Here is a 13,301-nt window from a genome sequence, read left to right on the forward strand (position 1 = left end):
TTGAATTTTGGGCAAGTAAATAAACACGGAGAGACTAACGTGAAGTTCAAAGTTATCGCCCTGGCGGCATTGATGGGTTTCAGCGGGATGGCAGTACAGGCCAATGAACTACCGGATGGTCCGCACATTGTCACTTCAGGAACGGCAAGCGTAGATGCGGTGCCAGACATTGCCACTCTTGCTATTGAAGTTAATGTGGCCGCGAAGGATGCTGCTACCGCCAAAAAACAAGCGGATGAGCGCGTGGCGCAATATATCTCTTTCCTTGAACTCAATCAGATCGCGAAAAAAGATATCAGTTCTGCGAATTTACGTACCCAGCCAGATTACGATTACCAGGATGGCAAAAGTATTCTGAAAGGCTACCGGGCAGTGAGAACGGTAGAGGTAACAGTTCGTCAGTTAGACAAGCTGAATTCTTTGCTGGATGGCGCGCTGAAGGCTGGTCTTAATGAAATTCGTTCTGTTTCGCTGGGAGTAGCGCAACCGGATGCCTATAAAGATAAAGCGCGTAAGGCCGCGATTGATAACGCGATTCATCAGGCGCAGGAGCTGGCGAATGGCTTTAATCGCAAACTGGGACCGGTGTATAGCGTGCGCTACCATGTTTCCAACTATCAGCCCAGCCCGATGGTTCGGATGATGAAAGCTGATGCCGCGCCGGTTTCTACTCAGGAAACTTACGAGCAGGCCGCTATTCAGTTTGATGACCAGGTGGATGTGGTCTTCCAGTTAGAACCCGTTGATCAGCAACCGGCAAAAACACCTACCGCACAATAATACATTTAGCCCGACTCATTTGTCGGGCTAATGTCTTCACCTTATATCGTCTCCTTTTTCTGTAATTTTCTGTAAAACCATGATGCAATTACCTATCTTTGCTCGCGATATCATCAAAGATTGAATAACTGAAACGGTTAAGCGGACAGTGATGTTTGGGGAGAGGGTATGGATATTTTTATTTCAAAAAAGATGCGCAATTTTATTTTATTAGCGCAAACCAATAATATTGCCAGGGCAGCAGAAAAAATACATATGACGGCTTCACCGTTTGGCAAAAGTATTGCCGCGCTGGAGGAACAAATTGGTTATACGCTGTTTACCCGTAAAGATAACAACATTAGTCTCAATAAAGCCGGACAGGAACTTTATCAAAAACTATTTCCGGTTTACCAACGACTTTCTGCTATTGATAATGAAATTCATAATTCCGGGCGTCATTCTCATGAAATTGTCATTGGCATCGATAATACTTATCCGACGATTATTTTTGATCAGCTAATCAGTCTTGGTGATAAATATGAAGGGGTGACTGCCCAGCCGGTTGAGTTTAGCGAAAATGGGGTTATCGATAATCTCTTCTACCGCCAGTTTGATTTTATTATCTCTCCGCAGCATGTATCCGCCCGTGTTAAGGGGCTGGAAAATCTAACTATCAGCGAACTGTCGCCGCTGCGACTGGGGTTTCTTGTTTCCCGCCGTTTTGAAGAACGTCAGGAGCAGGAGTTATTACAGGAGTTACCGTGGTTACAGATGCGCTTTCAGAACCGCGCTAACTATGAAGCGATGATTGATGCGAACATGCGCCCTTGTGGGATCAATCCAACAATCATTTATCGCCCCTACAGTTTTATGGCCAAAATCAGCGCCGTTGAGCGCGGACATTTTCTGACAGTCATTCCACATTTTGCCTGGCGACTGGTGAATCCGGCAACGCTGAAATATTTCGATGCGCCGCATACGCCAATGTATATGCAGGAATACCTCTATTCACTGAAAAATCATCGCTATACCGCCACGATACTACAGCAAATTGCTGAAGATCGTGATGGTACGAGCAATTAACCCAGCATTGAACCCGTTTCGATCAAGTTACGATGCAGATCGAAAACGTGGCTAAGATCGTGGTGAATATGCCCTCCTGGGGCATTTTCCAGATAGCGATGCAAATAGTCACGGTACATGGGATGGGCGCAGTTATCGATGATAGCGCGTGCGCGTTGAAGTGGAGAGAGGCCGCGCAGGTCGGCGATCCCTTGTTCAGTGATGATCACTTTCACGCTGTGCTCGCTGTGATCAACATGACTACACATCGGCACGATGGTTGATATTTTTCCTTCTTTGGCGATCGACGGCGCCATAAAGATTGACAGATAAGCATTGCGTTCAAAATCACCGCTGCCGCCGATACCGTTCATTAAATTAACTCCGGCAACATGCGTTGAGTTGGCGTGCCCGTAAATATCAAACTCCAGGCCGACGTTCAGAGCGATAACACCAAGGCGGCGGATAATTTCCGGGTTATTGGAAATCTCCTGCGGACGTAACACAATCCGACAGGAGAAATAGTCCATATTGTCATAAATCTTGCGCAGTGAATCGGCGGAGATAGTCAGACTGGAGGCGCTGGCTCCGGTGATTTTTCCGGTTTCCAGAAGATGAACTACTGATTCCTGTAGCACTTCCGAATACATCATAAACGGTGGAATATCCGGGTTATCCCCGAGACGCGCCATTACCGCATTATTGATGTTGCCTACCCCACTTTGCAGTGGCAGAAATTCCGGCGGAATGCGCCCCTGTGCCATTTCACGTAATAAGAAGGTAACCACATTGTCGGCGATCTGTTGGCACATGGGATTTTGCTTATCCAGCAGCTTACCTGCATCAGGTAAGTTGGTTTCCACGACCGCAACAATCTTTTTCGGATCAATTTGCACATAACGAGTACCGACGCGATCCATCGCATGGAAGATCGAAACGCTATTGCGTCGCGGTGGTGCGCCAGGAATCACAATATCCGCCAGTTCCGCAACGCGCGGATCATGATAGTGATTGAGTTCAATGATTACTTTCTTGGCCCGCAGTAACCAGGTCGGAGCGTTACCGATCCCACTGGTTAACCAGACACGTCCATCCGGCTCGATGGCTGAGGCTTCAATTACCGCAACATCAATGTCGCCGAAGAAGCCGTAGTTAACCATTTGCGCGACTTCGCTCAAGTGTAGATCAACAAAACTGACTGCCCCCTGATTGATCTTTTGGCGTAACCCAGATGATGTTTGATACGGAGCGCGCCATGAAACGGCGTTAGCTTCAGAGAGCACGTCATCGGCGGCGGCGCTAATTGACGCGCCGGTTAGCAGGCGAATCTGGTACGGTTTTTTCGCCTCATGTTGTTCGTTGGCACGATGAGCAATAGCGACAGGTAGAGCTTTAGGTGAACCCGCAGGGGTAAAGCCGCTGAATGCTACCATATCATTGTGCTGGATAATTTCCGCCGCTTCATCGGCGGTCATCCTTGCCCAGATCATATTCATCTTTTACTCCTTCATTCGCTGAGCATTAATGACCGACGAAATTAGGTTTACGTTTTTCCAGGAAAGCATTCATACCTTCCTGATAATCCTCGCTGTCATAAACCGCTCGGCGCATCCCCTGAATACGTTCAAATTCGTCTGAATTCATCGTGTGCGCCTCGCCCAGTACGCGCAGTTCTTCCTTGATTACCGCGATCGCCAGCGGTGCTTTTTCGGAAATGTGGTGCGCCATTTGCAGGGTGAAATCTTCCAGCTCGCTGATGTCAACAACGTGGTTGAGAATGCCAACAGCCAGCGCGCGTTGGGCGGTGACTGGCGAAGCGGTAAAAATCAGTTCTTTGACGATGTGGAAGCCCGCGTCGCGGGTCAGGTTGTGGATGCCCACCAGGTTATACGGTACGCCAAGGTTAACTGGGGTCATTGAGAAGGTCGACGTGCTGGCAGCGATGATCAGATCGGAACTCATGATCATTTCAAAAGCACCTCCCCAGACGCTACCTTCGACCATCGAAATGATCGGTTTGGGGCATTTTTGGATCATACGGGTAATTTGCCGTAGCGGATCATCGTAAGAGAGAGGATCGCGACCGCCTGATGGCAGTTCATGGATGTCGTGGCCTGCGGAGAAGACTTTGGAACCACTCGGAGCACGCAGAATGATACAACGAATTTCCGGTCGGTTGAGATCGCTTAGTGCCTGGATCAGGTCGTCAATAAAGACTTTACTCAATGCATTGAGTTTGCGGCCATAGTTAAACTCAATGACCGCAACTTTGTTGATGATAATGACATTAACATACTGATAAGACATAAAAATTCCTTTATTCAAAATATTGAGTCTGGATAAATTCACTGAGCTGCCGCAAGCCAGTGCGCGGCGAGAGAGTATTGTTTTTGACTGCTAATAGCGTCTGGCGGTAATAACGATCGAAATCTTCATTCGCGAACAGGTGGTGCAGCACTTCTTCTTCGGTTTGTTTACGCAGCCATTCCACCGATTGTTGTTGCCGCATTTGTTGCAAACGACCGCTGGCGGTAAGTGCGGTTTTGAAATCGATAATTGCGCGCCAAATCTCATCGATACCGCATTTTTCCAGCGCGCTACAGGTGAGAACCTGCGGCTGCCATTCGTCATATTTGCGACGCAGAATATGCAGAGCGCCCTCGTACATGTGGCGGGCAATGGCGACATTCGCGTGGTTATCGCCATCGTCTTTGTTAATGACAATCAGATCTGCCATCTCCATCAGTCCCTTTTTAATGCCCTGGAGATCATCACCACCACCGGCGATTTGTAGTGAGATAAAACAGTCCACCATGCGGGCGACTTCGGTTTCCGACTGCCCGACGCCGACGGTTTCAACGATCACCACGTCATAACCTGCCGCCTCGCATAACAGCATTAACTCCCGCGCCCGCTGGCTGGCGCCGCCCAGATGACCGGATGACGGAACCGGGCGAATAAATGCCGCATCGGCACGCGCCAGTTCGGTCATCCGAGTCTTATCGCCAAGAATGCTGCCACCGGTAACTGGGCTGCTGGGATCGACGGCAATCACCGCGACTTTCAGCCCCTGGCGAATCAGCAACATACCGAAGGCTTCAAGAAAGGTACTTTTCCCCGCGCCAGGTGTACCGGTAACGCCCAGGCGCAGTGCATTACCACAAAACGGCATGATGGCGTCGAGCAACTGAGTGCTTAGTTCCAGATGACGTGGATGACGGCTTTCTACCAGCGTCATCGCCTGGGCGAGCGTGGCACGCTCACCCTGACGTAAGCGCCGAATGTTGTCTGCCAGCGTGGCTTCGTTAATCATGACGCTGGCTAATCCGATTCAGTACATCACGTACGCTGTCGAGCATGGGCGTACCCGGACCATAAATCGCCGCCACGCCGCGTTCTTGCAGGAAGGCATAATCCTGCGGTGGAATAACGCCGCCAGCGACTACGCAGATATCTTCGCGTCCCCATTTTTTGAGGGCTTCTACCAGTTCCGGGATCAGCGTTTTATGCCCGGCAGCGAGTGAGGATGCGCCCACTACGTGAACATCATTTTCTACTGCCAGGCGGGCGATCTCTTCTGGTGTCGAGAACATCGGACTTAAATCAACGTCAAATCCAAGATCGGAATAGGCGCTGGCAATGACTTTGGCCCCGCGATCGTGTCCATCCTGCCCCATTTTGGCGATCAGAATGCGCGGGCGACGGCCGTTATCCGCGAGGAACTGTTCCGTTTGCGCAACAATCGCATCAAATTCGCAAGCTGATTTTTCCGACTGATGATAGCTTTGCGCAATCACGCCGGTAACACACTGGCTCGGCACCAGATAACGGTCAAAAGCGGCTTCCAGCGCATCGGAGATTTCACCCAATGTCGCGCGAACGCGTGCCGCATTAATAGCAGCAGCCAGCAGGTTTCCGTTTTGCAGTGCCGCATTAGTCAGAGCATTCAGTGCGGCGGTTACGGCAGCATCATCGCGGGTGGCGCGAATGCGCTCCAGTGAAGCAATCTGCTCGTTACGTACCATCACGTTGTCTATCTCAAGGACATCGGTTTCGTCTTCGTGATCCAGCTTGTACTTGTTAACGCCAACAATCACGCGTTTGCCCTGATCGATCAGTGACTGCTCACGCGCAGACGCTTCTTCGATCATGCGTTTTGGCAAACCCGCTTCGATCGCTTTCGCCATACCCCCGGCTTCGTCGATCTGAGCGATGATGGATCGAGCCTGTTTGACGATCTGATCGGTCAACGACTCAACGTAATAAGAGCCGGCCAGCGGATCGACGGTGCGGCAGATTTCTGACTCTTCCTGAATGATTATCTGAGTATTACGGGCTATACGTGCCGAGAAGTCGGTTGGCAGTCCAAGTGCCTCATCAAAAGCGTTGGTATGCAGTGATTGTGTCCCGCCAAGTGTGGCGCCCAACGCTTCAATGGTGGTGCGGATAACGTTGTTATAGGGATCTTGCTCGGTGAGACTCCAGCCTGAGGTCTGACAGTGGGTGCGCAGTGCCAGTGATTTCGGATCTTTGGCTCCAAATCCACTTACCGCCTCACTCCAGAGATAACGTGCGGCGCGCAGCATGGCGACGTTCATGAAAAGATCCATACCGATGCCAAAGAAGAACGACAGGCGCGGGGCAAAGTCGTCAATTTTCAGGCCAGCAGAAAGTGCAGCTTTGATGTACTCAATTCCATCAGCGAGAGTAAACGCCACCTGCTGCACGCAGTTGGCTCCCGCTTCGCCCATGTGGTAACCGCTAATACTGATGGTATTAAAGCGCGGCATATTGCCGGAACACCAGGCGATGATGTCAGCGATAATACGCATCGACGGTTTTGGCGGATAAATGTAAGTATTGCGGCAGAGGTACTCTTTCAGAATGTCGTTCTGGATGGTGCCTGTGAGTTTATCGGGTGTAACGCCTTGCTCTTCAGCGGCCACAATATAAAACGCCAGTACTGGCAGGACTGCCCCGTTCATAGTCATCGAAACCGACATTTGATCCAGCGGGATCTGGTCGAATAGCACCTTCATATCTTCAACGGTGTCGATAGCGACGCCTGCTTTACCGACGTCGCCTGAAACGCGCGGATTGTCAGAGTCGTAACCACGGTGGGTGGCGAGGTCAAAAGCAACGGAAAGACCCTTTTGCCCGGCAGCGAGGTTACGGCGATAAAAGGCGTTAGATTCTTTTGCCGTGGAGAAACCGGCATACTGACGAATAGTCCACGGTTGAGCGGTATACATGGTGGCACGTGGACCACGAACGTAGGGCGGCAAGCCTGGAAGGGTGCCGGTTACTTCCAGATTGTCGAGATCGGCTTCGGTATACAGCGGCTTGATGGCTATCCCTTCCGCCGTTTGCCGTACCAGTGAGTCGACGTTTTTCTCCCGACGGCTCAATTCCTTGTTGGCAAGTTGTTGCCATTCCTGCACGTTAGACATTATTTGCTCCATAAAACGCAATCAAATTGGTGGGATGCGCTTACGGTGAGCTTTTTACACGGGGTTGTCGCCAGCAAAAAAAATGCATTGGGACGTCGTTTTTTGCCGCGTGAGATTTGTCTGTTTCGTGACGTTGTTCAAAGAAGATAAAAAGAAAAAAGGAAAATGCCTGATATGTGCTATCAGGCATTAAGTGATTGATTAATCCTGACGAAGTACTTTGTGACCATAGTCTAGTAAAGCATCAGTGACTTTACGCATCATGCGGCTTTCTGGGGCAAAGCGGTGCCAGTAGAGCATTCGCCGTTGAAACAGCCCTGGCGTAAGGTCGATCAGCTCGCCGCTCGCCAGTTCTTTCTCAATTTGCAGGTGTGGGATCATACAGCAGGTTGTTCCCTGGCGAGCGAGTTGAACGAAGGCTTCAGACGAGTTAACGATATGGCACGGTACGCTACCTGGCGGCAGATCGAAGTTTTGCTGCAAAAATGCCTGGTGCATATCGTCAAGATGGTCAAACGCCACCACCGGTGCCTTGAGCAGCGCGGAGCGGCTTACTCCGTTAGGGAAGTATTTCTCAGCAAATGGTCTGGAGCTGACGAACAGATAGTCAAGCGCGCCAAGTTTATCGACAAGACAACTGGGCAGCGCCTGATGTTGAATACTCACCGCGCCAACTACTTCACCGCGACGCAGGCGTTCCTGGGTGCGGGTTTCATCTTCCACCTGCAAGTTCAGACGAATAGGCGAATCAGCCAGCACCGGAGCCAGCGCCGGTAGCAGCCAGGTTGCCAGACTGTCAGCGTTGACCGCCAGTGAAAGCAGCAGCGGGGTTGAACCGGTTTGTTCATCCCCCAGCCACTCTTCTTCCAGCAATTCCACCTGGCGAAGCAGTGCCAGCAGTTTTTGCCCTTGTTCTGTAGGTCGCGGCGGGACAGTACGCACTAATAACGGCTGCCCGAACATATTTTCCAGCTGCTTAATGCGCTGTGAGACGGCTGATTGCGTAATGCACAATTTCTGTGCCGCGCGCTCAAATCCTCGTTCACGTATTACCGCATCCAGTGCCTGTAATGTTCTGTAGTCCGGGCGTTTCATTGCTTTAACCTGCTCCTCAAATTTTCTTATGCCGAACTATGACATAATTTTGCTTTGGGTACAGAGCATTTAACGTATACAAAAGCAGCCATAATGGAAATTTTGACTGACAACACCGTGTTTTTTAGTCTTTGTAGAGCGTAAAGGCAACGTTCTGTGGGCGAGATGCTAACAATAGATGTTATTTTTATTATTAATATTATCAATTGGTTGTATTGAAGTGCTTCACCTTTATCGGCGTAGTTTCAGATATGCTGACTGGGGGATAGAAGGGTAATCCTGATGCCTCCTGATACCCAGATTTGCCGGGGTGAAAGAGGATGCCCGCCATTGCCTGTTATTTCATGGATGAGTTATCCGCACGACTTGCTGACGGGGTCTGAATCGCTTTTTTTGTATATAATGCGTCTGAAATTTCATACCACAGGCGAAACGATCATGACGCAGGATGAATTGAAAAAAGCAGTAGGATGGGCGGCACTTCAGTATGTTCAGCCCGGAACCATTGTTGGTGTTGGTACAGGTTCCACCGCCGCACACTTTATTGATGCACTCGGCACGATGAAAGGTCAGATTGAAGGGGCAGTTTCCAGCTCGGATGCATCCACTGAAAAACTAAAAAGCCTTGGCATTCATGTGTTTGACCTCAATGAAGTTGACAGCCTCGGCATCTACGTTGACGGTGCAGATGAAATCAACGGCCATATGCAGATGATCAAAGGCGGCGGCGCGGCGCTGACGCGTGAAAAAATCATTGCCTCGGTTGCAGAGAAATTTATCTGCATCGCGGACGCCTCCAAGCAGGTCGATATTCTGGGTAAATTCCCGTTGCCGGTGGAAGTGATTCCGATGGCGCGTAGTGCAGTGGCTCGTCAACTGGTGAAACTTGGTGGTCGTCCGGAATATCGTCAGGGCGTGGTGACTGATAACGGCAACGTGATCCTCGACGTCCACGGTATGGAAATCCTTGATCCGGTGGCGATGGAAAATGCGATTAACGCGATTCCGGGTGTGGTTACTGTTGGTCTGTTTGCCAACCGTGGCGCGGACGTCGCGCTGATTGGCACGCCTGACGGCGTTAAAACCATTGTGAAATGATCTGACGGGGGAGTTCGTCCCCCGTTAAAAATTTTTTGCATTGTTAAATTTGGTGACATCTATCACGTTTTTAACTCACTTTTGCCTAACACGCTAAAGAACGTCTCATCTTCAGCATTTTCTTCTGTTAATCAACCTCTCGTGATATTTCCTCAACATCGCGACGCAAACGTTCATATTGCCGCATTATTATTTTTTGATATGTTGAAAGGCGGATGCAAATCCACACACAACATTTCAAAGACAGGATTGGGTAAATGGCAAAGGTATCGCTGGAGAAAGACAAGATTAAGTTTCTGCTGGTAGAAGGCGTGCACCAAAAGGCGCTGGAAAGTCTTCGCGCGGCAGGTTACACCAACATCGAATTTCATAAAGGCGCGCTGGATGATGAACAATTAAAAGAATCCATCCGCGATGCCCACTTCATCGGCCTGCGATCCCGAACCCATCTGACCGAAGAAGTGATCAATGCCGCAGAAAAGCTGGTCGCTATTGGCTGTTTTTGCATAGGCACAAACCAGGTTGATTTAAATGCTGCGGCAAAACGCGGGATTCCGGTATTTAACGCACCGTTTTCGAATACGCGTTCTGTCGCTGAGCTGGTGATTGGTGAACTTCTGCTGCTATTGCGCGGAGTGCCGGAAGCCAACGCCAAAGCGCACCGTGGCGTGTGGAACAAACTGGCGGCGGGGTCTTTTGAAGCGCGCGGCAAAAAGCTGGGTATCATTGGTTATGGTCATATCGGTACGCAGCTTGGCATTCTGGCGGAGTCGCTGGGGATGTATGTTTACTTCTATGATATTGAAAACAAACTGCCGCTGGGTAACGCGACGCAGGTGCAACATCTTTCCGACTTGCTGAATATGAGCGACGTGGTGAGCCTGCATGTGCCTGAAAACCCGTCTACCAAAAACATGATGGGCGCGAAAGAGATCTCACTGATGAAGCCCGGCTCGCTGCTGATTAACGCTTCGCGCGGTACTGTGGTCGATATTCCGGCGCTGTGTGACGCACTGGCGAGCAAACATCTGGCTGGCGCGGCAATCGATGTATTCCCAACAGAACCAGCGACCAACAGCGATCCGTTTACTTCTCCGCTGTGCGAATTCGACAACGTCCTGCTGACGCCGCACATTGGCGGTTCGACTCAGGAAGCGCAGGAGAATATCGGCCTGGAAGTTGCGGGTAAATTGATCAAGTACTCTGACAATGGCTCCACGCTCTCTGCGGTGAACTTCCCGGAAGTCTCGCTGCCGCTGCACGGTGGCCGCCGTCTGATGCACATCCACGAAAACCGTCCGGGCGTGCTGACTGCGCTGAACAAAATTTTTGCCGAGCAGGGCGTTAACATCGCCGCGCAGTATCTGCAAACGTCTGCTCAGATGGGCTACGTAGTTATTGATATTGAAGCAGATGAAGACGTTGCTGAAAAAGCATTACAGGCAATGAAAGCGATTCCGGGCACCATTCGCGCCCGTCTGCTGTACTGATTTCCCTTCTCTGACAAACAACGGGCAGGTCGCTGACTTGCCCGTTTTTTTATCCCTTTTCCCGCGCTTATCACTGCATTTGCAGTGTGCTGCAATCGCCTTTGCGAGTCTGCTCGAAGAAATAAATCAAAGCCAGATCAATGCGTTGCCTTTATTCGAAGAGGATTTACGATGGCGGGACAGCACAGGGCTGTAACGGTAAAGCCCTCACCGAAGCGAGGGCTTGAAGGAGAAGGGTTATGATGCGACTTGTCATCATACTGATTGTACTGTTACTGATAAGTTTCGGAGCTTATTAACAGTCAGTCTCAGGGGAGGAGCAATCCTCCCTTACCCTTACTCACTAAATTAGGTCAAAGAATCAACGATGTCAATCAGGGCGATGCAGGTGTATCGCCCTCACCACTCCCAGACTTTCGACGGTGTAACCACTGCAGGCAATGGGATATCCCACTCTTCAACCGGCAGTTTTTCTACTAACTGGCAATCATGCGCATAACCTACCGGCTGCATTTTGTAGTGCTGCCAGTTTTGCAATGTCCGATCATAAAAACCGCCGCCCATTCCCAGGCGTTGACCGTACTCATCAAAGGCTACCAGCGGCGTGACCAGCACATCTAACCGGGAAAGGGGAAGCACATCGCGCACGTCCAGTTTCGGCTCGTGGATCTTCAATCTGTTCATCACCAATTCGCTTTGCGGATGGTAATTCAGGAACAGTAAGTTACCAGCACTAAAAGGGTGTAAAACTGGAAGATACACGCGCTTACCGGCACGCCAGAGTTGTTCTATGAGCGGTTGGGTGTCGAGCTCGCCATCAAAAGAGAGGAATACAGCGACCGTATGCGCCATCACCACCGGGGGATAAGTCATCATCCGGGTAGCGGCTTGTTGACCCATTTCTTGCTGTTGTTCCGGCGTTAACGCACGACGACGTTGCCGAATCATTTTGCGGATTTCTTGTCGGGATAATGTCAGTGGGAGTTCTGGTAGTTGCGTCATGGCTGGTGCCAGGTAAGAAGGGAATCTCCGAGATGCCGCCGCAGGCTGTAACCCTTGAACCCTTGGTTCAAGGTGAATGTGTCGTCGCAGTTTTAAGGCTTCTCGGACGAACCGAGCATGCTCACCAACCACGGAGCGCCACATTCTTGTGGTATGAAATATCGGCTCAGGGGACTGGCCCGCTTGCGAACATCTCAGAGAAATTTTGTCTTCACGGTTACTCTACCACAGTAAACCGAAAAGTGTCATTCAAAGTTTTGGTTCGTTTTTTCGGTGATGCGACCTTGTTCAAGTAACGCTTGTTCTATGGTCTGTTGCAGCATCCGAATACGCTGTTCCATACTTGCCGCGTAGTCACGAGTCTTCGCTTTTTCTTGCGCTAACTCATAGCTGATATTCAATGCAGCAATGAAGACCAACTGTTCAGTATTTGTGACTCTAGTGCGTTCTTTCAGATCTTGCAACCGCTGATTCAGATCGTCTGCGGCCTGATTCAACGCATCCCTTTGGTCAGGCGGGCAGTTCACACGCAGTGAACGGCCAAAAATTTGGATATCGACGGGTTGTGCAGACATGCCACCTTCCTGCTGATTGACTGCGCTTCCTTCGTCTTCAGACTCATGGTCTGCGAAGGGGCGAACTATAGCTACCCTGATGAGAAGAGACAAGCCCTTTTCTGGTTCACCAGGGTCCAAAGTGGTAGCATATCATGAATCTTCCTCCCTTTGATGACGAATGCTTATGTCTATACAGAACGAAATGCCTGGTTACAACGAAATGAACCAGTATCTGAACCAACAAGGGACGGGTCTGACCCCTGCTGAGATGCACGGTTTAATCAGCGGGATGATTTGCGGTGGCAATGACGACAGTTCATGGTTGCCGCTGCTTCACGACCTGACGAACGAAGGCATGGCTTTCGGTCATGAGCTGGCACAGGCATTGCGCAAAATGCACTCAGCCACCAGCGATGCCCTGCAGGATGACGGCTTCCTTTTTCAGCTTTATCTGCCTGATGGCGATGATGTCAGCGTTTTCGATCGCGCTGATGCGCTGGCAGGCTGGGTAAATCACTTCCTGCTTGGTCTTGGCGTGACTCAGCCGAAGCTGGATAAAGTGACTGGCGAAACCGGTGAAGCCATCGACGATCTGCGTAACATCGCGCAACTGGGATATGACGAAGACGAAGATCAGGAAGAGCTGGAAATGTCGCTTGAAGAGATCATCGAGTACGTCCGTGTTGCCGCGCTGTTATGCCACGACACCTTTACTCATCCGCAACCGACCGCGCCAGAAGTACAAAAACCAACTCTACACTAAAAACAAAAAACGTAAGGAGAGT

General features: G+C 50.4%; 13 protein-coding genes and 1 other RNA gene. 6 read left to right on the forward strand and 8 right to left on the reverse strand.

The annotated features are described in order from the left end of the window. Positions 1-39 precede the first annotated feature (39 nt). Positions 40-780, forward strand: a complete 741-nt coding sequence (locus tag A7Z06_RS12945; RefSeq protein ID WP_000669825.1) for an oxidative stress defense protein — start codon at positions 40-42, stop codon at positions 778-780. A gap of 168 nt (positions 781-948) precedes the next feature. After that, the gene (gene srsR / locus A7Z06_RS12950; RefSeq protein ID WP_000350788.1) at positions 949-1,845 is read left to right on the forward strand and encodes a LysR family transcriptional regulator SrsR; all 897 of its coding nucleotides are present in this window, start codon (positions 949-951) and stop codon (positions 1,843-1,845) included. On the opposite strand, the gene scpC is transcribed toward srsR, so the two are convergent. The 5 genes from scpC to argP all read right to left on the reverse strand — a co-directional run bounded on the left by scpC (position 1,842) and on the right by argP (position 8,369). Then, the gene (gene scpC / locus A7Z06_RS12955; protein WP_001056014.1) at positions 1,842-3,320 is read right to left on the reverse strand and encodes a propionyl-CoA:succinate CoA transferase; all 1,479 of its coding nucleotides are present in this window, start codon (positions 3,318-3,320) and stop codon (positions 1,842-1,844) included. The genes srsR and scpC overlap by 4 nt on opposite strands. Before the next feature lie 25 nt (positions 3,321-3,345). Continuing rightward, the gene (gene scpB, locus A7Z06_RS12960) at positions 3,346-4,131 is read right to left on the reverse strand and encodes a methylmalonyl-CoA decarboxylase (protein WP_000122066.1); all 786 of its coding nucleotides are present in this window, start codon (positions 4,129-4,131) and stop codon (positions 3,346-3,348) included. A gap of 10 nt (positions 4,132-4,141) precedes the next feature. Then, a complete protein-coding gene (gene meaB / locus A7Z06_RS12965) occupies positions 4,142-5,137 on the reverse strand; it encodes a methylmalonyl Co-A mutase-associated GTPase MeaB (protein ID WP_000606488.1) in 996 nt (331 codons plus the stop codon). Beyond that, a complete protein-coding gene (gene scpA / locus A7Z06_RS12970; RefSeq protein ID WP_000073216.1) occupies positions 5,130-7,274 on the reverse strand; it encodes a methylmalonyl-CoA mutase in 2,145 nt (714 codons plus the stop codon). Before scpA ends, meaB begins: the two co-directional genes overlap by 8 nt. A 201-nt stretch (positions 7,275-7,475) precedes the next feature. After that, positions 7,476-8,369, reverse strand: coding sequence for a DNA-binding transcriptional regulator ArgP (gene argP / locus A7Z06_RS12975; protein ID WP_000828352.1), 894 nt, complete (start codon positions 8,367-8,369; stop codon positions 7,476-7,478). 438 nt (positions 8,370-8,807) lie between these two features. Between argP and rpiA the strand changes: the two genes are divergently transcribed. The 3 genes from rpiA to ibsC all read left to right on the forward strand — a co-directional run bounded on the left by rpiA (position 8,808) and on the right by ibsC (position 11,256). Then, positions 8,808-9,467, forward strand: coding sequence for a ribose-5-phosphate isomerase RpiA (rpiA, locus tag A7Z06_RS12980; protein ID WP_024191163.1), 660 nt, complete (start codon positions 8,808-8,810; stop codon positions 9,465-9,467). Between the two features lie 257 nt (positions 9,468-9,724). After that, a complete protein-coding gene (gene serA, locus A7Z06_RS12985) occupies positions 9,725-10,957 on the forward strand; it encodes a phosphoglycerate dehydrogenase (protein WP_001151617.1) in 1,233 nt (410 codons plus the stop codon). 239 nt (positions 10,958-11,196) lie between these two features. Then, complete coding sequence (gene ibsC / locus A7Z06_RS12990) at positions 11,197-11,256, forward strand: type I toxin-antitoxin system toxin IbsC (protein WP_071524576.1); 60 nt, start codon at positions 11,197-11,199, stop codon at positions 11,254-11,256. Between the two features lie 100 nt (positions 11,257-11,356). Here ibsC and A7Z06_RS12995 read toward each other — a convergent pair whose 3' ends face one another. The 3 genes from A7Z06_RS12995 to zapA all read right to left on the reverse strand — a co-directional run bounded on the left by A7Z06_RS12995 (position 11,357) and on the right by zapA (position 12,534). Further along, the gene (locus A7Z06_RS12995) at positions 11,357-11,959 is read right to left on the reverse strand and encodes a 5-formyltetrahydrofolate cyclo-ligase (protein ID WP_000192749.1); all 603 of its coding nucleotides are present in this window, start codon (positions 11,957-11,959) and stop codon (positions 11,357-11,359) included. 20 nt (positions 11,960-11,979) lie between these two features. Continuing rightward, a non-coding RNA gene (gene ssrS, locus A7Z06_RS13000) (6S RNA) lies at positions 11,980-12,163 on the reverse strand. Between the two features lie 41 nt (positions 12,164-12,204). Continuing rightward, on the reverse strand, positions 12,205-12,534 hold the full coding sequence (gene zapA / locus A7Z06_RS13005; RefSeq protein ID WP_001276008.1) for a cell division protein ZapA: 330 nt from the start codon (positions 12,532-12,534) through the stop codon (positions 12,205-12,207). Between the two features lie 166 nt (positions 12,535-12,700). Here zapA and ygfB point away from each other — a divergent pair, with 166 nt between their 5' ends. After that, complete coding sequence (gene ygfB / locus A7Z06_RS13015; protein ID WP_001295378.1) at positions 12,701-13,279, forward strand: UPF0149 family protein YgfB; 579 nt, start codon at positions 12,701-12,703, stop codon at positions 13,277-13,279. Positions 13,280-13,301 lie beyond the last annotated feature (22 nt).

Origin of the sequence: Escherichia sp. MOD1-EC6819 (assembly GCF_002965765.1) — a bacterium.
Lineage (GTDB): Bacteria > Pseudomonadota > Gammaproteobacteria > Enterobacterales > Enterobacteriaceae > Escherichia > Escherichia ruysiae.

Excerpts from the sequence above, each read along its gene's own strand:
- argP (WP_000828352.1), bottom strand. The coding sequence starts at position 8,369 with ATGAAACGCCCGGACTACAGAACATTACAGGCACTGGATGCGGTAATA.
- scpC (WP_001056014.1), bottom strand. The coding sequence starts at position 3,320 with ATGAATATGATCTGGGCAAGGATGACCGCCGATGAAGCGGCGGAAATT.
- serA (WP_001151617.1), top strand. The coding sequence starts at position 9,725 with ATGGCAAAGGTATCGCTGGAGAAAGACAAGATTAAGTTTCTGCTGGTA.
- scpB (WP_000122066.1), bottom strand. The coding sequence starts at position 4,131 with ATGTCTTATCAGTATGTTAATGTCATTATCATCAACAAAGTTGCGGTC.
- meaB (WP_000606488.1), bottom strand. The coding sequence starts at position 5,137 with ATGATTAACGAAGCCACGCTGGCAGACAACATTCGGCGCTTACGTCAG.
- ygfB (WP_001295378.1), top strand. The coding sequence starts at position 12,701 with ATGTCTATACAGAACGAAATGCCTGGTTACAACGAAATGAACCAGTAT.
- A7Z06_RS12995 (WP_000192749.1), bottom strand. The coding sequence starts at position 11,959 with ATGACGCAACTACCAGAACTCCCACTGACATTATCCCGACAAGAAATC.
- rpiA (WP_024191163.1), top strand. The coding sequence starts at position 8,808 with ATGACGCAGGATGAATTGAAAAAAGCAGTAGGATGGGCGGCACTTCAG.
- zapA (WP_001276008.1), bottom strand. The coding sequence starts at position 12,534 with ATGTCTGCACAACCCGTCGATATCCAAATTTTTGGCCGTTCACTGCGT.
- scpA (WP_000073216.1), bottom strand. The coding sequence starts at position 7,274 with ATGTCTAACGTGCAGGAATGGCAACAACTTGCCAACAAGGAATTGAGC.
- srsR (WP_000350788.1), top strand. The coding sequence starts at position 949 with ATGGATATTTTTATTTCAAAAAAGATGCGCAATTTTATTTTATTAGCG.